At 42.8% G+C, this 24,433-nt stretch carries 18 protein-coding genes; 7 read left to right on the forward strand and 11 right to left on the reverse strand.

Annotated features, from left to right (window positions below):
- Positions 1-28: 28 nt before the first annotated feature.
- Entirely contained in the window at positions 29-1,486 is a 1,458-nt protein-coding gene (locus FW759_RS03575; RefSeq protein ID WP_446442215.1) for an anion permease, read from the forward strand.
- Positions 1,487-1,502: 16 nt separating this feature from the next.
- On the opposite strand, the gene FW759_RS03580 is transcribed toward FW759_RS03575, so the two are convergent.
- From FW759_RS03580 to trmB, 3 genes are all read right to left on the reverse strand, one after another.
- Entirely contained in the window at positions 1,503-2,597 is a 1,095-nt protein-coding gene (locus FW759_RS03580; RefSeq protein WP_446442216.1) for a regulatory protein RecX, read from the reverse strand.
- 40 nt (positions 2,598-2,637) lie between these two features.
- Complete coding sequence (recA, locus tag FW759_RS03585) at positions 2,638-3,696, reverse strand: recombinase RecA (RefSeq protein WP_131392687.1); 1,059 nt, start codon at positions 3,694-3,696, stop codon at positions 2,638-2,640.
- Positions 3,697-4,691: 995 nt separating this feature from the next.
- On the reverse strand, positions 4,692-5,528 hold the full coding sequence (trmB, locus tag FW759_RS03590) for a tRNA (guanosine(46)-N7)-methyltransferase TrmB (RefSeq protein WP_446442217.1): 837 nt from the start codon (positions 5,526-5,528) through the stop codon (positions 4,692-4,694).
- A 197-nt stretch (positions 5,529-5,725) separates the two neighbouring features.
- Here trmB and FW759_RS03595 point away from each other — a divergent pair, with 197 nt between their 5' ends.
- Positions 5,726-6,655 carry a DUF2628 domain-containing protein gene (locus FW759_RS03595; protein WP_062845336.1) on the forward strand — a complete coding sequence of 310 codons (930 nt, stop codon included), beginning with the start codon at positions 5,726-5,728 and terminating at the stop codon, positions 6,653-6,655.
- Positions 6,656-6,668: 13 nt separating this feature from the next.
- Here the strand turns inward: FW759_RS03595 and FW759_RS03600 are convergent, their stop codons facing one another.
- The 8 genes from FW759_RS03600 to gmk all read right to left on the reverse strand — a co-directional run bounded on the left by FW759_RS03600 (position 6,669) and on the right by gmk (position 17,525).
- Positions 6,669-8,555 carry a monovalent cation:proton antiporter-2 (CPA2) family protein gene (locus tag FW759_RS03600; protein ID WP_095569879.1) on the reverse strand — a complete coding sequence of 629 codons (1,887 nt, stop codon included), beginning with the start codon at positions 8,553-8,555 and terminating at the stop codon, positions 6,669-6,671.
- An 84-nt stretch (positions 8,556-8,639) separates the two neighbouring features.
- Complete coding sequence (locus tag FW759_RS03605; protein WP_446442218.1) at positions 8,640-9,344, reverse strand: hypothetical protein; 705 nt, start codon at positions 9,342-9,344, stop codon at positions 8,640-8,642.
- 181 nt (positions 9,345-9,525) lie between these two features.
- Positions 9,526-10,683, reverse strand: a complete 1,158-nt coding sequence (locus tag FW759_RS03610; protein WP_446442219.1) for a cation diffusion facilitator family transporter — start codon at positions 10,681-10,683, stop codon at positions 9,526-9,528.
- 150 nt (positions 10,684-10,833) lie between these two features.
- Positions 10,834-13,110 carry a primosomal protein N' gene (locus tag FW759_RS03615; protein WP_446442220.1) on the reverse strand — a complete coding sequence of 759 codons (2,277 nt, stop codon included), beginning with the start codon at positions 13,108-13,110 and terminating at the stop codon, positions 10,834-10,836.
- A gap of 160 nt (positions 13,111-13,270) precedes the next feature.
- Positions 13,271-13,651 carry a RidA family protein gene (locus tag FW759_RS03620; protein WP_062845331.1) on the reverse strand — a complete coding sequence of 127 codons (381 nt, stop codon included), beginning with the start codon at positions 13,649-13,651 and terminating at the stop codon, positions 13,271-13,273.
- Between the two features lie 231 nt (positions 13,652-13,882).
- Complete coding sequence (locus FW759_RS03625; RefSeq protein ID WP_062845330.1) at positions 13,883-16,081, reverse strand: RelA/SpoT family protein; 2,199 nt, start codon at positions 16,079-16,081, stop codon at positions 13,883-13,885.
- 381 nt (positions 16,082-16,462) lie between these two features.
- Positions 16,463-16,723: a DNA-directed RNA polymerase subunit omega gene (gene rpoZ, locus FW759_RS03630; protein WP_062845329.1), complete on the reverse strand. Its 261-nt coding sequence runs from the start codon at positions 16,721-16,723 to the stop codon at positions 16,463-16,465.
- Positions 16,724-16,898: 175 nt separating this feature from the next.
- Entirely contained in the window at positions 16,899-17,525 is a 627-nt protein-coding gene (gene gmk / locus FW759_RS03635; RefSeq protein WP_062845328.1) for a guanylate kinase, read from the reverse strand.
- A gap of 319 nt (positions 17,526-17,844) precedes the next feature.
- On the opposite strand from gmk, the gene ispH reads away from it, so the two are divergent.
- The 5 genes from ispH (at position 17,845) to FW759_RS03660 (ending at position 24,369) form a co-directional block, all read left to right on the forward strand.
- A complete protein-coding gene (gene ispH, locus FW759_RS03640) occupies positions 17,845-18,801 on the forward strand; it encodes a 4-hydroxy-3-methylbut-2-enyl diphosphate reductase (RefSeq protein ID WP_446442221.1) in 957 nt (318 codons plus the stop codon).
- 98 nt (positions 18,802-18,899) lie between these two features.
- Positions 18,900-19,151 (forward strand): hypothetical protein, encoded by a 252-nt coding sequence (locus tag FW759_RS03645; protein ID WP_446442222.1) that lies wholly within the window; start codon positions 18,900-18,902, stop codon positions 19,149-19,151.
- Between the two features lie 157 nt (positions 19,152-19,308).
- Positions 19,309-20,124 carry a thioesterase family protein gene (locus FW759_RS03650; protein ID WP_446442223.1) on the forward strand — a complete coding sequence of 272 codons (816 nt, stop codon included), beginning with the start codon at positions 19,309-19,311 and terminating at the stop codon, positions 20,122-20,124.
- 487 nt (positions 20,125-20,611) lie between these two features.
- Positions 20,612-22,573, forward strand: coding sequence for a molecular chaperone HtpG (htpG, locus tag FW759_RS03655; protein WP_446442224.1), 1,962 nt, complete (start codon positions 20,612-20,614; stop codon positions 22,571-22,573).
- 317 nt (positions 22,574-22,890) lie between these two features.
- Positions 22,891-24,369: a C13 family peptidase gene (locus FW759_RS03660; RefSeq protein WP_446442225.1), complete on the forward strand. Its 1,479-nt coding sequence runs from the start codon at positions 22,891-22,893 to the stop codon at positions 24,367-24,369.
- Positions 24,370-24,433: the final 64 nt, after the last annotated feature.

Raw genomic sequence — 24,433 nt, forward strand, 5'->3', positions numbered from 1 at the left:
TCCAATGATCTTATAAGGATACTTAATAATGCCATTCAAGCCCATCCAAGCCGCTATTGCTATCTTAGTTGGTCTGATCATTTGGTTTGTCATTCCAGTTCCGACTGGTGTTACACCAGAAGCATGGCATATGCTGGCACTATTTATTGCTACCATTGTGGCCATTATAGGCAAAGCATTACCCATTGGTGCAATTGCTATTATTGCTGTGACCCTAGTAGCACTCACAGGCGTAACGAGTGATAGTCCAAAACAAGCTATTAGCGATGCATTATCAAGCTATTCAAGTCCTTTAATTTGGCTAATTGGTATTGCCATCATGATATCGCGTGGCTTGATAAAAACTGGCTTGGGTCGGCGTATTGCTTATTATTTTATTTCTATTTTTGGTAAAAAAACCATCGGAGTGGCTTACTCTTTAACAGCCGCTGAACTGATAGTAGCGCCCATTACACCCTCTAATACAGCACGAGGCGGCGGTATTATTCATCCCATTATGAAATCCATCGCACAGAGCTTTCATTCAACTCCCGAGGACGGCACGCAAAACAAGATTGGTCGCTACTTGGCTATGGTTAATTATCACGCCAATCCTATTACTTCTGGTATGTTTATTACCGCTACTGCCCCTAACCCATTAGTTGTAGAACTAGTCAATAAAGCAACAGGTGGTGATATTCAGCTATCTTGGACAACATGGGCGCTCGCGATGTTTGTGCCTGGGATGCTCTGTTTGGTGGTGATGCCACTGGTTATCTATATCATCTATCCGCCCGATGTCAAAGTGACGCCTGATGCGAAGGACTTTGCAAAGGATAATTTAGCCGAAATGGGCCAAATAAGTACTCAAGAGAAAATCATGCTCGGGGTATTTGGTCTGATGCTGCTATTGTGGGCGAATATACCTGCGCTTATTTTGGGTGAGAAATATAGCGTCGATGCCACTACTACTGCCTTTATTGGATTAGTCGCATTAATCCTGACCGGTGTCCTGACTTGGGATGATATTCTAAAAGAAAAATCTGCATGGGATACCATCGTTTGGTTTGGCGCACTTATTATGATGGCGGCTTATCTTAATAAGCTTGGCTTGATAAGCTGGTTTTCAGGCAATATTGAGTCTCTAATTGGTACCACTGGAGTAGGTTGGGTAGGGGCAGTGACTATTTTGACCTTAGTTTACTTATATATTCATTACTTTTTTGCTAGTACCACGGCCCACATTACAGCGCTATTTGCCGCATTCTATGCAGTAGGACTGACATTAGGGGCGCCGCCGATGTTATATGCGCTAATCTTAGCCGCAGCGGGTAATATTATGATGACACTTACTCATTATGCAACTGGTACCGCACCTGTTATTTTTAACTCTGGTTATGTGACATTAAAAGAGTGGTGGGGTATTGGGGCAATTATGAGCGTGGTTAACTTAGTTATTTGGATAGGTGCCGGTCTCATTTGGTGGAAAGTACTCGGCTATTACTAACTTTGAAAGTTATTGGCTAAAATCGCTCATCTAATGTGTCTAATGTATAATTGAGCGCCTCAAAACAGACATCAGTATTGAATCCTCTGTATTGTAAAAACCGTAGCTGGCGCGCTTTGTCTTTTTGCTCAGTGGGTATGTCATTACCGTACTTCTTAATACGTGCTATGACCGCCAATTTGAGCCAATCAACACCGTCAACCAAGTTATCTGCACTATCATCGACAAATTCACTGAATTCCTCAGATTCGCTATTTGCCATATCGATTAGCTCATCAATGTTGCCTGGCATAGCGATTTTTTTGCGATAAAATTCTTGTTTGATACGTCCACGCCCTCGGCCTTTGCGAATGTTCTCGCGTATCAGCATTAGCGTAGTGCGATAATCACTCTGGTAGCCTTTTTCTTCAAACTCATCGAGGAGCGCATCGATTTTTTCTGGGTTTTGCTCCTTATCAATCAGCTTTTGCTTGAGTTCAGCTTTGCCGTATTCACGGCGCGACAAATAATAAAATGCAAGCCAACGTAAGCGACTTTCCGCTTTAATGGCATCGATGTCTGCTTGACGTTGTTCCGGCGTACGCAAATAAGCCTTAAGGGCAGCCGGTAAGTTGTCGTTTTGATGGCTTGTTTCATCGTCACAAGTTGTTTTTGACGCAGTAGCGTATGAGTCGTCTGCTATATGCGACTCTTCACTAGTATCGTGAAGGGAGGCAGTTTCGTTGTCAGTATCATGGACGTTGTGCTTGACCTCTGCCAGCATCTCTTTGATACTTTGTGCTTCAGGTGGCTTATAAGCAGGCACATCGCTAGGCTCCGCGATGAAGTTGGCAGCTGGATGAAAGCGTTTTTTACGTTTCTTAGAATTGGATGTTTTTTTGACATGATGAGAAAGGGCATCAACCGATTCTATCTCGACTGTAGACTTGCTAGTCAAGGAATCGTCTTTGTTTCTCTTATCTGTATAAGTAGGCCGCCTACCAACAGCACTTACTTTTTTATGTGTGTCTTCATCAAAGTGCTTAGAAGGTCTTTTGCGTGTGGCATCGACAGAACTCGCTGAATCGGTATCCGACTCAGCGAGTATTTCGGCCAGTGTTTTAATTTTCATAATACGTCATGACTGTTGATAGTAGAGAGTTATCAAAAGTCTATTGTACAGGCTCAGAAGCCAATTCTTCATTGGTTTCAACAGCATCAGCGACCTTACTGTCTTTTTTGGTGCCAAGCTTTTCGTCACGAATTTTATCTTCGATTTCTTTGGCAATGGTAGGATTTTCTTTCAAAAATAGCACAGAGTTGGCTTTACCTTGGCCGATTTTTTCATCGCCATAGCTGTACCATGAGCCAGCTTTACCAACTGCACCAATCTCAACACCTAAATCAATAACTTCAGCTAAGTGGTTGGTACCTTCGCCATAAGTAATTTCGAACTCAGCTTGACGAAATGGTGGTGCCATTTTGTTTTTGATGACTTTAACGCGCGTTTGGTTACCAATGATTTCATCACCATTTTTAACTGCACCGATTCGACGTATATCCATGCGTACTGACGCGTAGAACTTGAGAGCATTACCACCCGTTGTAGTCTCAGGGCTACCGAACATAACACCAATTTTCATACGAATCTGGTTGATAAACACGACCATGCAATTAGAGCGTTTAGCATTACCTGTAATTTTGCGTAGGGCTTGACTCATGAGACGCGCTTGTAGACCCATATGAGAATCACCCATCTCACCTTCAATCTCTGCACGAGGCGTCAAAGCCGCAACGGAGTCAATGACAATCATGTCGATAGCACCTGAGCGAACCAACATATCGGTAATCTCAAGTGCTTGCTCACCATTATCAGGCTGTGAAAGTAGTAACTCATCCGTATTCACGCCTAGCTTACGCGCATAAACAGGATCAAGTGCATGTTCAGCATCAATAAAGGCACAAGTACCACCTTGCTTTTGGCACTCTGCAATAGCCTGCAACGTCATGGTGGTTTTACCAGAGCTTTCAGGTCCATAAATCTCAACGATACGGCCTTTTGGTAGTCCACCGATACCAAGAGCAATATCCAAGCCAAGAGAGCCTGTGGAGACTACATCAGCATCAAGGATGGCTGAGTCATCACCAAGGTGCATAATGGTGTTTTTACCGAACTGTTTCTCAATTTGACCTAGTGCCGCTTTAAGGGCTTTGGCTTTATTGTCGTCCATACTGGATTCCTTGTTTGCAATAATTGATTTGGAATTATCGATTTCTATGCTATAAATATAATATTCGTACTATTAAATATAATGCTTCAATAGAACAACAGCTAGTTGAGTTTTAGAGATAGCCAACACTTGGCTAAAGGAAGCGGATAATGATATCAATGGCATGGTTAACAATATCAGATATTTTGCTCTACTATACAGCAAAATCAAATTCTGATAAAAGTAAAACTAAGTTCATTAATAAGTGGAAACTCTTATTAATCATCCTATTGAATAGATGAGGTAATTATAACAAAATCCAAGGTAGTAGTAGGGTATCAAACCACGTTAAACGACATCAGCTGTCGTATAGTATGTGACTGAGATTTGGTATAAAATTACTATTGGATAATAAATGATTTTGGACCTGATAATGGTGCGGTTTGTCAACAGTTTTATAAGTTGTCCACAATAAATATAATGCCTTTATTTGATTACTGTGAAACATTCTCTAATGTAAAATTATTTTTTAAAAATATTGAAAATAATTTTTTACGATGGGATATTGAGTGTAAGTTATTGATTTTAATTAATTTTTAAATTGTATAAAAAATGAACGATTTTACCTAGTCCTTTATGTTACCTAGGAGAAATCTTGTCAAGTAGCGACTTATACACAGGGTTATCCACAGCTTATGGGGAGAACTCACGAAGCCCTTATAGCGTCAATGTTTGCGCCGATGATGAATTATGAATGTCAGGTACAGAGCTTATATTGCGCGCTTGTAAAGGCATGTGTTCGTCAATAATTTGACGAATTTTTGCTATGTTTCACATATGACAGTTTGATGAATTTTTTTAGCTAAAAATATCTATGCCCCACAAATCAAAGGATAGAGCCGTCAAATACATCAATATTCTGCCAGAGAATAATAACCAGATAGCCAATAAGACAAAAAAAGCGACTAAGTTACTTAGCCGCTCAATAAAACAAGGTCAAAAACACTTTATCAATATCAGTCTTTGATATAAATTAAATCCCATACGCCATGTCCACGATCTAGACCACGACGCTCAAATTTTGTCATTGGACGAAAGTCAGGGCGCTTGGTGAAATTGCCTGTGCCGGCTTGATTGGTCAAACCTTCAAAGCCATCCAAAACTTCAACCATCCAAAAAGCATAGTGCTCCCAATCGGTGGCAGTATGAAACCATCCGCCTTGCTTTAAACTACGCGTCACGATAGACATACGTTCTGGGCTGACAAAACGACGCTTATAATGACGCTTTTTTTGCCATGGATCAGGAAAATAAAGCTGAATACGATCGATATGGTTTTCTGGTAATTGCTTTAGTAATTGGATGGCGTCACCGTTGATGATTTTGACATTGGTTAAGCCTTGAGTACCAGCCATATAGGCGCATTTACCAATACCTGGCTCATGCACTTCGACGCCAACAAAATTGCGCGTAGGTTCAGCTGCTGCCATTTCAATGAATGAATCACCTAAACCAAAACCAATCTCTAAGGTAAGCGGAGCGTCGCTGCCATTCGGGCTATCAGCAAATAATGAGCGTAAATCATCGATACCCTCTAAGTTACCATCACCAAAGCTATTGTTGACCAAATACTCTGCAAACTCTGGAGCAGTTAGTGCCAACTCAGCGTTTTTATTCATGTGCGTGCGTCGCTTCATGAATGTGTTGACAATACGCAGGTGCTTATCGGAAGTAGGTTCTGCGTCAATATCGGCACTGGTATCAATATTGGTAGGTTCGTTAGTGCTATTAAGGTTTTGCTCATCAGCTGGGTTGCTAATGGCGTTATCATTGATATCAGAATGTGGACTCATAGTATTAATAAGGCTTATTTAGGTGGGTAAGATACACTCATTATAAGTGAAATCCATACAAGTGTGAACGTACAATCCTATTGTAGCGTGTTTACAGTCAAACTATCGCATTTCTCTATCCTATACAGAGGTTGGAGCGTTATCATATAATAATCGTTGTCAGAGTATTTTTTTAAAAGCTAATAGAGCATATTGCCATGCTATTTATTGAGACGGACTCGCCGCCCCCTTTTTATCAAGAACAATTGACGCCTAAAAAACGTCAGCAATTGGATCAATGGTTTATTGGCCATCGTAGCCAGCACTATTATCTCAAACGCTTTGAGCAATTTGATCGGCAAGGGTATCTATCGCCACAATGGCATTGGGCAGCATTTTTTGTAACTTTTCCTTGGCTACTCTATCGTAAGCGTTATATGGATGCCATTGTATACAGCGTAGCAGGGTGGTCATTTATACAGCTTAATATTGCCATTGTGTTGGTCATGTTCGAGTTTGTGGCTATGCCTTATGTTCCTGACATTTATCAGATGGCAGTACGTATAGGGATTGCTGCACTCATTTGGGTGTTTTGGTCGTTTATGGTGGCACGTTGGACGGATGCTTATTATTATCGAATGGCGCGACGTGAAATTGCTGATGCGCTCAATGACCATCCACGAGATGAAGCCATGCAGCAAGCACATTTGCGACGAGAAGGCGGGGTCAGTTTATTTGGTTTGGGATTAGGCTTTGGGCTTTTCGCCTTTGCTTTAATAGTGATTAAGGTGCAGTTTTTGCCTCTAGTTGCTAAGCCAAAAGCAAATGAAGTATTGTTCGACGCTTATGATACAGTCAAAACTGCACAAAATCGGGTGGCATTAATTTATCAGCAAACAGGTCAATGTCCGGTTGATTTGCCTTTAACAATGGGCAGTCAGCAAATACGTATTGATATAGACACCAAAGCTGCAGGTGTTGCCAAAACAGATTGCGCCGTTATTGCAACCATCCAAAACGTGACATTTCCAATACGTTACCTAAATGATCAAACGCTGGTCTTTTATCACCTATCCGATAGTGATGATTGGCGCTGCATGAGTTCACTGAGTAAAAAACAAGCTCCTGAAAGTTGCAGCGCTGATTAGAGGATTCTAGCGATTAATTTTTAGAGTCGGTAGCGATGTCATTGCTGCTATCAGTAGGTGTCGCTTGACTCTTTAATGCATCATAAAACTCGCTTAAATCCATCTTACGAGCTTTATCAATGTCTTCATCAAACAAACTCTCAAGTTCTGCAATTGCTGATTGTGCTGATTCTATCATACTGGCCTCATCATCATAGATGGCTTGCTGGCGCTCAATCAAATCATCGTCATAATCACGGAAGGTTTTTACGGTTTCTCGCGCTTTTTCTGGTGAGATACCAAGCAGCTGTAGTGACTCTCGCGACATGTCTAAAGATGATAAATAGGTCTCACGCCAAATGTGACGTACGCCAACCTCGCGTAAACGGTAATAATGCTGACGGTCACGAGCGCGTGCTAATACGATAATTTTGGGATAGTTTTTGCGTAGGTATTGAGCCGTTGTAATGGAACGTTCTAAATCATCAATAGCGAGAATAAAGAGGCGGGCTTTTTTGATACCAGCTGCGCGCAATATTTCTGGATTTTTTGGGTCACCGTAATAAACCTGATTACCGAATTTACGGACAAAATCTACGCGATTTGCCGAGCGTTCAATCGCGGTAAACTCGATGTTATGCATACGTAGTACACGACCAATAATCTGACCGACTCGTCCAAAACCAGCAATAATGACCTGATGTTCATGGTCTGGAATAGCATCATACTCCCGGCTAGGTTTACTCTTAGCAAATAAAGGCTCACCGATTTTTTCTAACAATAAAAATGCCAAGGGCGTTAGCGCCATAGAAATGGTAACGATGAGATTGAGCGTATTGGCAAGCTCTGGTCGCAAAACATTTTGAGCAGTTGCAACACTGAATAAGACAAAGGCAAATTCACCACCTTGAGCCAAAGTCACACCCAGTCTGATACTAGTCGGCCACCGATTGCCCAAAACCTTAGCAATTGCGGCAATGACACCAAACTTGATGACCATAAGTCCTACAGCACAGCCAATAATAAAGAGGGGCTCTGACAAAATGAGCTTGACGTCGGTTAACATACCAACCGACATAAAAAACAAGCCTAACAACAGTCCTTTGAAAGGTTCGATACTGGCTTCTAGCTCATGACGATACTCTGAATCCGCCAGCAACACCCCTGTCAAAAATGCGCCCAATGCCATCGATAGACCAATTTGCCCCATCAAAATAGACACACCCATCACGATAAATAATGCGACAGCTGTGAGTAATTCTGATGCACCGCTTGATGCGACAAACTTAAAAAATGGTCGAATGATATAACGACTAGCAAAGATGAGACCGGCAAAAACGGCAAAAACCTTACCAAAATAAATCAAATCATAGCTTTGTTCACGTACGCCTGATAAAAACGGAATGACAGCCAGTAGTGGAATGACAGCGATATCTTGGAATAATAAAATTGTAAATGCTTCACGGCCATGCGTGCTTGAGAGCTGCTGTTTTTCGGTTAATATCTGAAGTACAAAAGCGGTAGAAGAAAGGGCAAGGCCAAAACCGACGATAAAAGCGGTGTCCAGTTGTAAGCCAAAAAACTGATGTAAAAGCCCCATTAGTAATGTGCCGGTAAGACCGACCTGTAGACCACCCAACACAAATATAGAGCGCCTCAATGCCCAAAGCCGTGATGGCTGAAGTTCAAGACCAATGATGAACAATAGCATGACCACGCCAAACTCAGAAAAATGCAATAGGCTCTCAGCATCGCCCGCTACATCTAAAGCACTTGGTCCCAGTATCAACCCTGTGATGAGATAGCCTAATACAGTTGCAATACCGAAGCGTTTGCCAAGAGGTACAAAGAGCAGCGCTGCGCCCAAGAAAATCGTAGCTTGTAACATTAAATTTGGTGAGCCGGCGGCGGCAGCGAACATTTTGTATCCTTAAGGGTGACGATAAAATAAATAATATAGAATGGTAAAGCTTAAGCCGATGTTACGATAAGCCATCGAATTGAGTTATTTTTTACGGTAAATTTTCCAAATGCCATTATCCGCAAGTGGATTGCTATAAGCATCATTACGGCGCTTACGCGGCGTCTGCCGACTATCTACGATCTTAAAATCAGGTAGGGCATGTACGATAAGCCCTGTACGATAAAAGCGAACGCGCTCTGGCTCTAACATCTCACCTTTGCTATTACGGCAAAAAACATACGCGCGCAAATCGATAAATTCACGGTGCGCAACCAAACGTGCTTCCTCATCATTATCAAACACGGCAGACATGCGCGCAATTTCATCAGGCGTATAATCACCGCATTTGTCAGTCAGTGCCCCTACCGAGCCGAAGCTTTTGGATTCTTTGGCGCGTGTCTTGGTCAGATGTAGGCGTTGAACATGATAAATAAACTGCGGTATCTCAAGGCTGGCAGGTAATGGCAGGTAATCAGGTGGCAGATTGGCAGCAGGATAAAAAGCCATTGCGCGCGTAAGCAATGGCTGCCAATCCTGTTGATAAGCCTGCACTTCGGCTAAATTGCCTTCATAAATAGGCATGTCACGAATTTGACGCAAAATATCAGGTGGAAACTGCTCATTACGAAAACGGGCGATGTCTTCTTGTAGCGTTGACAGCAAAACTTTGGCGTGTTTTTTGCCGTCCTTTGACGTAGGGTCTTCGATATGGTCTGGGGCAACAAAGGGCGCTGAGCGTTTAGACATAATAGAAGGTCACCGTGATGATGAATAAAGCGTGTAAGCCTCAAGTATACAGAATTTATATAAAAAATATGACAATAAGACCGATTTTTTCAACGTTTTTCATGTGCAATTGCAATGACAAAAATGAATGTAACGTGTGCTCAACTCAGATGACGTCTCTTGTAAATTTGCTCTGTTTATTTCAATGATGATGACCCATATGGCTATCCATAATTTCTGTACGTTCTGATATATCACAAACCAGCGCACTGCTATGCGCTTGAGTTTGCGGATGTGACGAGCTTTCAATCTGAATGGTGGCATGATGAATATCAAGGGCAAGCAGTCTTTGCTCAAGATTGGCAATCAATATACTTGAGTCATGAATACTCATATCTCCATCGACAGTCACATGACAGGATAAAGCGTTTAAACCGCTAGTAATGCTCCAAACATGCAGATCATGGACTTCTTTTACTTGTGGGTGTTCTTGTAGTTCTTGCTCAATCTCGACTAAAGATATGTGAGACGGCGTACCTTCCATGAGAATATGGACGGAGTTACGTACGACACGATACCCACTGACTAATATCAGGACGGCGACGATCACTGAGGCGACTGCATCTGCCCAGACCCACCCAAATCCCATCATCAATAGAGCAGCAATGATGGCAGCAACTGAACCCATCAAATCACTCAATACATGCAAATAAGCACTATGCATATTGAGATTGACAGGTTCTTTTTTACTTGATGGTTGATTTTCTTCTTTACCATGACTGTGTGTATGATCGCTGTCATTGTGTTGGCTTCGATGCATGAGCCACGCCACCAAGATATTGATCAACATGCCGACTATCGCCACAATCAGCATACCTTGAGTCGCAATTTCAGGAGGTGAGCTAAAGCGTTTGATGGCTTCATAGAAAATCATTAAAGCAATGACAATCAATGTTGCCCCATTTACCGTCGCAACTAAAATCTCAAAGCGCTTATAACCAAAGGTTTTTTGATGCGTGGCAGATTTTTCGCCAATTTTAAAAGCCATCAAGGTGACACCAAGTGCTATGGAATCACTCAGCATGTGACCTGCGTCAGACAATAACGCTAAGCTTCCTGTCAGCCAGCCACCAATCGCTTCGATGAACATATAACTGGTAATAATAATAAAGCTAAAAAGTAACGTTCGCTGATAGCCTTTCGTATCTCGCGCTGCGACACACCGTGTAGAGTGTGGCTCATGCTCATGACTGTCATGTGTATCGTATCCATCATGCGTATCATCAGAGTGCGGCTGATGTGTATGAGCAGCACTTTGATGAGGATTGTTGGATGTAGAGTCTGACTTTTCTGGCGTCATAGCAACACTCAAATTCAGAAGGGTGGGAGGAACTAGTCTACACTGACTCTGCACCGTACAGCGATGCAGCTTTAAGTAGTAGCCTATATCGTGATTATAAATTTAACATAGCTAGGTATCAGAGGTTGTAGTGACGACGTAAAACTCACATCACCAGCCTATAGGATCAATATCTAAAGTAAGCTTGAGGTATTTGGCGCTTGGAAGCGCGATTGCAGGTTGCCACCACTGGTTTAAGACGCGGTGTAATTGTTGTCGATCCTTAGCTAATAGTAGTACTTGCGCATGGTAACGGCTGTTTTTTTTACTCATTGGTGCATCGATAGGGCCAAGCACGGCTAGATTATGGGCAGTTGGTAACAGCTCAATGGCATCTTTTAGGGCTTGCGTGGTAGCTGCCATTGTTTTGCCTTCACAGCGTATGAGCGCGGCATGGCTATAAGGAGGCAGACCCATTATTTTGCGTTCTTGTAGCAATTCACGAGCAAACGACAGATAACCGTCCTTGACTAGTTTTAATAATAGCTCATTGTCAGGTTGCAAGGTTTGAATCAGTACGCGTCCTGCTTTGTCACCACGTCCAGCGCGTCCAGCTACTTGAACCATCAATTGGGCAGTATGCTCAGGCGAGCGAAAATCTGCTGATAAAAACCCGCGATCGGCATTGGGCAAACAAACAAGGGTGACATTGGGAAAATGATGACCTTTGGCAACCATTTGTGTACCGACTAAGATAGCAGACTTACCTTCATTGATACGTTGATAAATATTTTCCCAGCTGTTCTTCAACCGTGTGGTGTCACGATCAATCTGAATAATAGGGTAGAGATTTTTACTGGTTTGTGGGTTGGCAAAGATGGCATGTAGGTTTTCGCTCAGTCTGGTGGTCCCCATACCTTTAGCGTCTAAGTTTTGACTGCCACAATCAGGACAGGCAGCAGGGATGTAAGCTTGCCAATCGCAGTGATGACATTTTAAATAAGAATGGCTGTGCTGAGCTTGATTATTATAATGAACCGTTAAATGAGCATCGCAACGAGGACAGTCTGCCTGCCAGCCGCAGGCTTTGCAGAGCAAAACAGGCGCATAGCCACGACGGTTTAAAAAGATCAATACTTGATCGCCTGCCTCTAGCGTTTGACGTATTGCACCAATGAGTGCATCGGTCAGACCAGTGTCATAACGTGCGCCATCGTCAGTGGTTTGCTGATGAGTACTTTGTAGCCGAGCATCAATGAGCTGCATCGTCGCAGGGTTAGCATTACCAGGCCGAGTCAGCAGTTGATACTCTACTAGTTTACCTTCATCGACCAATTTTAGATGCTCAAGAGAAGGCGTGGCTGTACCAAGTACGACAGGTATGTTGTGCTGAAAGCCACGATATAGAGCAACGTCAGCGGCATGATAACGCAACGTGTCTTGCTGCTTATATGAGCCATCATGTGCTTCATCAACGACAATAAGTCCCAGATCTGCAAAAGAATATAAAAGAGCTGAGCGTGTACCAATGATGATTTGTGCATGACCAGTACGGCAGTCTTGCCATCCTTGTAAGCGGTGGGTGTTGTTCATTCCTGAATGTAGTAAGACGATGTGCGCTGCAAATCGACTGGCAAAGCGCGCACGTGTCTGCGGTGTCAAACCAATCTCTGGCACAAGAATCAAAACCTGCTTTCCAGCTTCTAATACCGCTTGCATCGCTTGCAAATAGACTTCCGTCTTACCACTACCTGTAATGCCATTTAACAAAATACCTGTGTAGCGCTTGGCTTCATGGGCTGCAATAATGGCATCAACGGCACGCTGTTGCTCCGCATTCAGATCCAACGGCATTTTTGCTAATTTGACAGGAGAAGGGGCTTGTTTTGACTCAATATAACGTTCGATGAGTCCTTTGTCTTCGAGTGTCTTCAAGAACTCTCTTTGCATTCCTTCTAGTAACAGAATGTCCTCACTGGCGCCGCGTTCGCCATGCAGCTTTAGCATATCAAATTGCTGTTTTTGCTTTTTGGCATTGGCACGGAAATCATCATCCGTCACATGAGGCAAAATCCGCCAATGGGTGATCAGAAGATCTAAAGGTTTACCTTGTCGCACCAAGCTTGGCAAAATGACGGCTAAGACATCCCCCAATGGGTAATGGTAATAGCGCGCCAGCCAATAGGCCAGCTTTAGCATACTATCGTCTAAGATGGGGTCAGCATCCAAGCACTTATTAATAGGTTTTATCTTATTCAAAGGAACGCTACTGTCTGCCTCAGAAATATGGGCAATGACAATACCGATTAAGGTTTGGCGACCAAATGACACTTCGACACGAGTGCCAATTTTCGGTATCGATGCATTTGGCAACGCGCTCATCTCTGCTGGTAGACTATAGTCAAATACCCGATAAAGGGGGACGGGCAGAGCAACTTGTACCAACATAAAATACACCCATCGCCTTTAGGCAGTTAAATTTTAGACAATTGCATGATGATTGAGAAAAGATAATAGCAATAAGCCCAAATAGTGATATTTGGGCTTACGTTGAAAAAGGTTACGTAATCTTAAGTATTTGAGCATTTATACGGTAGTGATATCCGTATTAGTCAATGTATAGAATGGACTCAATCTCAACCACGCCACCTTTTGGCAATGCAGCTACTTGTACCGCAGCACGGGCTGGATATGGCTCGCTTAAATTGGCAACAAACACTTCATTTAAAACCGCAAAGTCGTTCAAATCGGTTAATGACACATTAAACTTAACCACATCATTCAAGCTACCGCCAGCAGCTTCGCAGATGGCTTTGATGTTTTCAAAAACTTGCTCAGCCTGCGCTTTAAAACCTTCTCTTAATTCCATAGTCTCAGGATCAAAACCGAGTTGTCCTGAGATATAGACGGTTTTGTCAACTTTTACGGCTTGTGAATAAGTGCCAACGGCGGCAGGGGCTTTGTCTGTCTGAATGGTTTGACGAGTCATATTATGTCCTCTTTACAGCTTTTGGGTTTATAGTTTTCGGGTTAATAGCTTTTTGGTTTGATTTACAAAGACGCATTGCGTGTCTAAAGACGACACTATAAATAAAAACACGCTTTTCGTCTATTTACTAGTAAGCAAAACAGTTTATCACTGTTTTACGTCTTTCTAAATGGGGCTTATTTTATATATCGATGCCATTGAATAGTTAATAAAGCCAATCTTATCATCTAATTACAATTGGTATAGACGTATGATATTTGGGAAGCCAAGTAAGGAGCGCAGTTCACGAATACCCTGTGCTAAGTGATTGCGGCTACGTACAATAATGTGAACAATAGTGTCACTACTACGCACATCAATGGTTTCAACACCAATATTCAACTGGCGTAAATGATAAATAACTTCTGTAATTTGTTCATCGCTTAAAGAAATAGACAATTTCAAATAAGCTGGAAAACGAATCTTTCCTGTATTTTTTATGTCATGTTCACCCGGATCACCTTGCTTGACAGCTTTATCACTGCGCCAGCGCAGCTGTATCACTTGATAAGGATTGTCTTTGCGAATGTCATCAATGGAGAAACATTTATGTCGATGCACAACCAGACCGTGACGCGATAAATGACCAACAATAGGATCACCATAAATGGGATGACAACAATTGGCAAAATCAAGCTCAACGCCAGACGCGTTGACAATTAATTGCTGGGGCTGGGTCATATCTTCGTTATGTTCTTTTGCTTGCAGATCATTTACTTCATCACTAAACAAGCGCGTAACCACCAATTGCGGCAGCAAGGTACCAGAGCTGATTTGCTCAAACAAGGCGTCTTTTTCTGTCAATCCGCGCCATTCTGTAAGATTTTTCCAGTCATTCTCTGTTAAGTCGTCAAGGCTTTTTTGGTAGGTTCTAAGGGCACGATCCAGTGCTTGCTGACCATGATGACGTTTATCATCAATAGATAAATCTTTAAACCACCGCAAAATCTCTTCACGAGCTTTGTTTGTCACGACAAAGCCAAGCCATTCTGCTTTTGGTTCTGAGTGACTGTTTACCTCAATCTCAATGAGCTGTCCGTTTTTGACCACCGTGCCCAATTTTGCCGCTTTGTCATCGATGTTAGCGCCGACTGCGACATTACCGACCATGGGTCCAACGGCATAAGCAAAATCTAGTGCGGTTGCGCCTTGTGGTAACTCATAAGCGCGACCTTGCGGACTGTAACAGATGATTTTACTAGAATGCAGGTAATCCATCAGCTCATTAATAGTAGAAACAGCTGCTGAAAAATCAGGACTATTTTCATTCAAATTGTCTTCGTCGACCAAGTCTTTCATATTACGTAATGAGGCTTGAATCACCGACTGACTGATATCGGATGCGTGCTCTGCACCAATAACACCAAGTCTGGCCGCGTTTTGCATTTGCTTGGTCAAAATGGTTACTTTTACAACATCATTGTCACGCTCATAAATTAATGTGAGCGACTGACTACCGCCTGGGAGCGGCCTGCGAATATTATCAGCGATATGACTGTCATCAATTTGATATTTTTTAATCAGATAATAAGCCAGCTTGTCACAAGATTCGATATTGTCGAGGACAATCTCAAACGCATAATGACGCAGTAAAGCATTGATCTCACCGCGATTGCGGAAAAACTGACGGTAGATGACCACGCGATTGTCTAAGACCTTGACCAGTCCATTCAATTCTAAATTGGTGAGAACAATATTTAAGTAGCGATGAATGGCTTCTTTTTGAAAGTTACGTCCAAGACCATGTTGCAAAAGCTTATCAGAGATCTTGTTATACATATCCGAGTTGAGATTGCGATAACAAAGCACCTCGATATAATCAGCAATATCATTGAGACCCATTAGACGCGCAAACGGTACATAAAAGTCCAAGGTTTCTTGGGCCGTTGTACGCTGCTTTTCAGGGCGCACAGCGTCAAGCGTGGACATATTGTGTAATCGGTCAGCAAGCTTAATAATCAAGACACGAGGATCGGCCAATGTGGCAGTCAAGATCTTATGAAAAGTCGCGGCTTTATTTTGTTGCTTGTTATGTGAAGATGATTTGAGTTTGGTCACCCCATCAACCAACCTTGCCACTGCCTTACCATAGCGCTCTCTAAGCTGCTCATCGCTCACATCAGTATCTTCGACGGTATCATGTAAAATTGCTGCGATAATCGTATCTCGATCTAAGCGAAAACCGGCCAATATTTCAGCCACCGCAATGGGGTGAGTGATATAAGGCTCTCCTGATTTGCGCTTGTCTTTAATATGCGCAACATCACCGAACTCGCACGCATCAACAATATCACGCCGTTCAGCAGCAGTGAGATAACCTACTGAGCGCAGTAAGTTATATTGAGCTTCATCTACCAGATGATGACTGAGTTTGGGTAAGGTTTGACTCATAAAGCAACAATCCTATTTCCATTATCTATTTGTCTAACTGCTTATCAAAGTAATAAACTATCAAGATAAACAGGACTTAATTGAATGCTGACTACTAAATAGAAGCCTAATGAAAAAGCTAAAGACAGTTAGACCATTCTCTAATTAATCGCAAATCGTATTCAAAGTCAACTGATAAGCGAGTAGGGATGATAAAAACTTAAAAATTCTGCCTCAAAGGTTTATTTTGAGGTATAAATGGCAATTACAACCATCAAAACGATGTCGTTACAACCAAAAAACCACAGCCTGTGCTGTGGTCTCTATCGTCACCATGTATAGCATCATAAAACAATCACTTGCTTTATGATGCTATACAGTGGACGTTATCAAAGCGATTTATTAGAAGCTGTGATCGCCTGACAATGCCAAATCCAGTGAACTGGTTGCAAAGTGATGCTCTGGCTGATTTAAAATATCACGTGTGATTTTACCAGCAGCAATTTCACGCAATGCCAATACGGTAGGCTTGTCGTTATCGACGCTAACCAATGGCTCAGCGATACCTTTAGCCAATTGACGGGCGCGTTTGCTTGCCACTAAAATCAGTTCAAAGCGATTATCAACATTATCTAAGCAATCTTCAATCGTCACTCGTGCCATAAATAGCTACCTCGGTTGTTTTTACCAGTCACGGACACGGGCCGCCACTCAATAAAAATAATATCAAAAATATAAAAAAGTAATAGCCAGACATTATAGCATTTTTTGCGCAGTCGCGTAGTTGCTTTTTATATTCACTTCTCAAATGACTTATGAATAGTAAGCCGTACTTTGCTTATTCGTCTGCTTTATCGCTCAGTAGATTGGTAATGGTACGATGATAGCGTTGTTGTTGGCGTTTGAGGGTTTGTCTATCAGCCACGATAATGGCTTTTAGTTCAGCCAAGGCCACCTCAAAGTTGTCATTGATAACCACATAGTCCGCATTTACGTATTGTGCCATCTCAGTGACTGCGCCAGCAAGGCGCTGCTCAATCACTTCTACGCTATCTTGTGCACGGGTTGAGAGACGTTGACGCAGTGTCGTCAGACTGGGCGGTAAAATAAAAACCATAATGGCATCGGCAAACATGTTTCTGATCTGCGTCGCTCCTTGCCAGTCAATCTCCAAAATCACGTCAATACCTGCCGCAAGCTGGGTGCGGACACTTTGCTCAGACGTGCCGTAATAATTGCCAAATACCTCAGCATGCTCCAAGAACTGGCCTGCAATGATACCGTTAGTAAAGCTGTCGACATCAGTGAAATGATAGTGCTGACCATCAATCTCGCCAGGACGTGGTGCGCGAGTGGTATGTGAAATACTGACGGTCAAATCATTGGTGGTGGCAAGCAGTTGTTTTACCAATGAGGTCTTGCCTGTACCCGAGGCGGCGGTGATAATAAATAATGAACCTGTCATACAATATGTCCTAGTAAAAGACCAAAAAATGTCCTAGCGAAGGGCAAAAGGCTGGTAAAAATAAAAATCGCCATCATGTATGGCGATAAGAGTTAAAATCGATGCGTTATTATAAACTGCTTTTGTGACTTTTATTTTAATAAAGCCGCCCTGATTAATTCACTATCCATATACTGGCGTTTAACAATAGAATATGGGTATTTTCAAGGGCAATAAAAGCAAATTATGATAAAGTAGAGCGTTGCTTTTGTTCCAACTTTTACATTGAAGCGGTGTAAAATACGCTTTAACTATAAATTATCTAATGATAGGCCTGTTTATGCAAATTTATCTTGCCAACCCTCGTGGATTTTGTGCTGGTGTGGATCGTGCGATTGCGATTGTGAATGAAGCATTGACGCGTTTTGAGCCACCCATTTATGTTCGCCATGAGGTAGTACATAATAAATTTGTTGTCTCTGATTTGGCAAATCGCGGTGCCGTATTTGTGGAAGAGCTCGACGAAGTACCAGATGGGTCGATTGTTATTTTTTCGGCACATGGTGTGTCAAAAGCCGTTGAAGATGAAGCTGAGCGTCGCGACTTGACAGTATTTGATGCCACTTGTCCGCTAGTCACCAAAGTGCATATCGAAGTTGCAAAGTTTGCGCAAGAAGGTATGGATGCGGTACTGATTGGCCATGCTGGGCATCCTGAAGTTGAAGGTACGATGGGCCGCTTTAACCGCCGCCACGGTGGTCAGATTCATTTGGTTGAAAATGAAAGCGATGTCGAAGCACTCAGCGTACAAAATCCTGAGCGCTTAGCGTTTGTTACCCAAACCACGTTGTCGATGGATGACACAGCACGCGTCATTGATGCCTTACGGGGTAAATTTCCTAGTATCCAAGGGCCGCGCAAAGACGATATCTGTTATGCCACCCAAAACCGCCAAGATGCGGTAAAGGATTTGGCCAGTCGCTGTGAAGTGGTCTTGGTTGTGGGCTCACCCAATTCTTCAAACTCTAATCGTCTACGTGAGTTGGCTGAACGTATGAATTGCCGGGCTTATTTGATCGACAATGCTAGTGAGATGAATAGCAGCTGGTTGGAGGGTGTACAAAGTGTTGGCGTGACGGCTGGTGCTTCAGCGCCTGAGGTGCTCATTCAAGAAGTCCTACAGCAGCTGCAAGATTGGGGTGGGGATTTGCCTAGTGAGCTGTCAGGTATCGAAGAAAACGTAATATTTAGCTTACCAAAGGCCCTACGCATTCCTGTCACACAGGTAGGTAAGTAGGGCAAGAGCTTATGTATGTAGAGCTCTAAGCACCTATAATTTGATAAAAAATCTCTAATCAGCCTTCGTTAAAAGTCACCTACTATGGATAAGGTAGAATGAAAAAACAGAAAACCAAGTTTGTATTGGCAGAGTCCACCCTTGAAGAGGTGAACAAACAGTTAAAAATAAATATGTTTGTTATTGTCCTAGTTGCCTTGATACTTCTCCTAAATATCGCAAATTTTATGCAAAGTTATAGTCTTTTTTATGGCTTACTCGTTGTGATTATGATTTTTTTCTTGTTCATTATTATAAAAAGCCGCCAAATTCTTGAGATGAGAAAAAAAGCGCTAACGAGAGTTGAGTAGACTGGCCTCTAAAAGAAAAATATTCAGTCAGGTAGAGCAAACAAGTCCTCTGATTTTTACGGATAAAGAATTACGATACATTTCCCAATAATAGATTTTCATGTCATTTAATAGCGAAGATACATGAGAAAGCTTCGGTACAAGAACAAGGATGGTCATGCCAGCTTATTACACTTTTATTAAACGCGAACAGCAAGAAAACGGTATTAGTGTCGCACATTATCAGCCAACTAAGCATGCGCAGGGCGCTTGGAATGAGCACGAGCAACATATGGCGCCAGCAACGGGGGTGCTCACCGCTGAGCTAAATGGTTATGCGCCGCAAGACAACATGCGTATTGCTCGCATTAGTCTTGATATTTTAGGCCTGATACCGCTTGATGACTTTACCATTACCACGCGCTGTATTCGACCCGGCAAAACCATCGAATTGATTGAGGCAGTCATGAGTAGTCGCGGCCGTGATGCGATCATCGCACGAGCATGGCGGTTGATGACGCAAGATACTAGTGAGATTGCAGGGATTGAGGATCAGCAGTCTGCGCACAAGCCTGAGGATCTATCCGCTTGGGACGGTATGAAAGGCTGGCCAGGGGGATTTATTGAAAGTGTGCGCCTAGTAACCGATACGCAGCGTCGTCCGGGGCGCGGTATGATATGGATCACCAATGATGTCGAGATGGTCGAGGGTATACCAACGGATGATTTAGTACATTTATTGGGTATGGTCGATACCGCCAATGGTGTTGTACCACGGGTTGGTCTTGGCTTATCAAAATTGGAATGGATGTTCCCAAACACCGATTTGCAAATCCACATGCACCGTGCGCCGCAAGGCCGCTGGCTAGGTATTGACGCTGTTCAGCAATACGGCGATGATGGTATCGGCTTGACCAGTGCCATACTACATGACACACAAGGCCCATTTGGTCGTAGTGAGCAAATCCTGACCATTCGACCGATGCCTCGCTAAAAAATAAAGTATTATTTAGCTAGTGGTTTTGGAAAATGAAACAATAATTTGTAATCAATTAATTATACAAATATTGGAAAAATGGTTTTAATAGTACCTAATAAGACGATGTTAATCGATATAGAGGTTGCTATGAAAACACACATTCATTTTTCAAAAAAATTGACTGCTATCTGGGAGTTATTGCTAGAAGCTTATTCAGAATAGTTTTTAGCGTTATCGTTTTTAGTATCTGCGCTTGGATGTTTATTTCTTAAACATTTCTATGAGAAAAGTAATCACCTAAGAAAAACACTGCCTTGACAAATATGGGTGGTGTTTTTTTATGGGATAAGGTTTTTGTGCTTGAATTTTTTTTCGTTGCCCCTATTAGTATAGACAGTTTAACGGTATCGCATACGGCAGGCTCTCTAATATTACGAGAGCGGCTTTAGTGAGTATATCGTTATCTGATAATAGGTCTTTCATAGAATTTAAAGGAGTTTTTATGAGTGAAGCAACTCAAGCTGAAGGTCTGAATCCAGAATTAAAAAAACACACGTTTGAAGCGGAAGTGGCGCAGTTGCTGCATTTGGTGACACATTCACTATATTCTAATGCTGATATTTTTGTGCGTGAGCTGGTTTCTAACGCCTCTGATGCCTGCGATAAATTGCGCTTTGAAGCCACCAACGACGACAGCCTATATGAAAATGACGGTGAGCTGCGCATACGTATTGCCGTTGATGAAGCGGCCAAAACCATCACCTTTACCGACAATGGTATTGGTATGAATGAAGCTGACGCCATTGAGAATTTGGGTACGATTGCAAAATCGGGCACCAAAGCATTTTTGGACAAATTATCTGAATCACAAAAACAAGATGGTCAGTTGATCGGACAGTTTGGCGTTGGTTTTTACTCAGGCTTTATCGTGGCCGATACCATCAGTGTTGAATCACGTAAAGCGGGCGAGCCTGCTGATAAAGGCGTGCGCTGGGTATCAGATGGTACTGGTAGCTTTACGGTTGAGCCTATCAACAAAGCAGAGCGCGGTACCGCCATCACTTTACATTTAAAAGAAGAATATTCTGAGGGCGAAGATAGTTATCTTGATCGCGGTAAAATCAAGCGTTTAGTGAATAAATACTCAGACCATATCAGCTTGCCGATTCAGATGCGTAAAGAAGTTTGGCAAGAAGATGTAAAAGAAGACGAAAACGACGACACGCCAGCTGGTGGCGAGATGGTGCTGACAGATGAGTGGGAAACCATCAACAAAGCCAGTGCGCTATGGACACGTTCAGCGTCTGAAATTGAAGATGACGAGTATGTCGATTTCTACAAAAACATCACTTATGATATGGATGCGCCGCTCGCTTGGACGCACAACCGTGTTGAAGGCCGCGTGCAGTATACGCAGTTATTGTATATCCCGAAAAAAGCGCCTGTTGATCTTTATACCCGTGAGCAGCAGCATGGCTTAAAGCTGTACGTCAAACGTGTGTTTATCATGGACGAAGCTGAGCAGCTGCTTCCAATGTATCTGCGCTTTGTTAAAGGCGTAATCGACTCAGCAGATTTGCCGTTGAATGTCAGTCGTGAGCTGCTACAAGAGTCACGTGATGTCAAATCAATCCGTGATGGTAATGCGCGCCGTATTTTGACCTTGCTATCAAGTTTGGCAAATAGCGAAGACAGCGACAAGCAAGAAAAATTCGCTCAGTTCTACGCAGAGTTTGGTGATGTGATCAAAGAAGGTCTTGGCGAAGACATGGGCAATCAAGAGCGTATTGCCAAACTGCTTCGTTATGCGACCAGCACGCAAGACGGTCTTGAGACCAGCTTTGAAGACTATAAAGCTCGTATGAAGGAAGGCCAAAAAGCCATCTATTATCTAACCGCAGATAACTTAGCAGCGGCAAAAAACAGTCCGCAACTTGAGCTGTTTAAGAAAAAAGGCATCGAAGTTATCTTGATGACCAGCCGTGTTGATGAATGGGCAATGAATTTCTTAACCCAGTTCGATGAGACCCCGCTACAGAACATCGCCAAAGGCGCTGTAGATTTGGGTGACTTGCAAGACGAGGCTGAAAAAGCGGAAGCCGAAAAAGCACAAGAGACATTGAAACCTGTGGTTGATAAGCTAAAAACAGCTTTAGGCGGCCGTGCTAAAGATGTGAAAGTATCGACACGTCTGGTCGATAGCCCAGCGTGTTTGGTGGTTGGAGAAGGTGAGTTGTCACCGCAAATGATCCAGATGCTTAAGCAAATGGGGCAGGATGTACCAGCAAGCAAACCAACGCTTGAAGTCAACCCTGATCATCCACTGATCAAAAAACTAGAAAGCAGTGAGCAGTTTGATGATCTTGCTCAAGTCATCTTTGATCAGGCTTTATTAGCAGACGGTGGTCAGTTAGAAGATCCAGCGGCTTATCTGAAGCGTATCAATGAGTTATTGATGAGATAATATATCGTCTTGAATCAAAAAGGAGGTCTTAGATATAAGACCTCCTTTTTTTGTCTGTTTCTATATTAATTTAAGCAAATTTTACAAATCAGCCTTATCCTCTTAACCGACAATCCGTTACAATCGCGATAGATTAGCGAGCTAAACTAAAAGCTTGTATTGTTCGCTATTTGTCACCATTTCCTAGTGAATTCAATATGAAATTGATGTCCACGCACCACGCAAAAGTTATCAATTGATGACTTTATGCATTGGCTGTCCAAAGGCATTTATACTTGACTCACTTTATTTTCTTGACTGGCTAGAGGTCTAAGTCTTTGTCACTTGCGTCGTTAAAAACCGTATCACTTCAGCGTTTTTCGCTCAATTTCGCTGCCAATATTATTGCAACGTTGTGGATGCTGGTCGGGTCAACACGGGCATTTTCTTGGGTAAAACCGACCTTTATTCAATTTGCTGTATTTGCCTTATTAGCGCTTGGCAGCAATGTGCTTTTTTCGTGGCTTGCGGCTGAAAGCGGGAGCCTCTTTAATGAGCAAGGATTGGTCAGTTATCTGATTTGGCCGATGATTATTCTGTTAGGCGGCATCATTTTGGCACGTCGCGCAGGCAATCAATCGCTGGTTTTTGTGCCTGTGATTCTGTGGTTGGTTGCTGATACTTTATCAGCACTTCTACAGAGCCTAATGCAGCTTTTGGGCAGTTATGGCTGGTTACCTGATTGGAGTTACTCGTTTTTACCAATTTTATTTTTGGTGCTGTTTTTATGGCAAACGCTAGCCTTATTATGGATTTTTTCTCGCCGCTTACGTATACCGTGGTGGGAGCGGATTATTGTGTTGGTGGGTGCGGTTGCACTCCTAACTATCTGGCAGCGTAATGTCGCTGATCAGCCTATATTCAAACAGACGCCAGTAACGCCTGTCTTAGAAGAAGCGGCGTTTTATGAACAGCCTCGACTGTTACAACAAGCATTGAACAGTATTGATGCGGGTGTTTTGGGCAGAACAGATTGGTATTTTATGGGCGTTGCAGGTTTCTCTGAACAAGATGTCTTTCGTTCTGAGATTAACAAAGTGCGCGAATTGTTTGATGTGCGTTTTGGTACCAGCGGCCATTCTTTGGCGTTGGTCAATAATACCTATAGTTGGTTAGATGAGCCAATCGCGACTAAGACCAGTATTTTGCGAGGCTTAAAAAAAATTGGTCAGCAAATGAATGCGGATGAAGATGTGTTGTTTCTCACTTTATCTTCACATGGTAATCAGGACATCATTCAATTGGCCAATCCGCCACTTGTGATGGAAAATCTAGATGCTGCATGGTTGCGTGAGGCACTCGATGACTCTGGCATTCGTTGGCGTGTGATTGTCGTATCTGCCTGTTATTCAGGTTCATTTATTGATGAGCTGGCGTCTCCAACCACTGTGGTAATTACGGCATCAGCCGCTGATAGACCGTCGTTTGGTTGTACCAACACCGCTGAAATGACGTATTTTGGGCAAGCGTTCTTTGCTGAGAGTCTGCGCAGCAATACCAGTTTTGAAGCTGCTTTTAAGGACGCAAGAGTACGTGTGCATGAGCGCGAGGAGTTGATGGGGTTTGAACCATCAGAGCCGCAGATGGCCGTTGGTAGTCTTATGGAAACAGCGCTTCCTGCATTCGAGCAAGTGCTGTTTGATAAAACAAGACCCCCTGTGGCAAGCGTGATTAATAATGAGGCAGCCACGATTAATATATTGCCTGAAGGCGCTTCTTCTCAGTCAGTGGATACTACTGTAGCTACAACTGACTGATGATTCAACAGTATCTAAAATTTTAACATTGTCGGTATTATCTTATAAGTGCTTCTTATAAGTC

Source organism: Psychrobacter sp. 1176_08 (genome assembly GCF_052850615.1).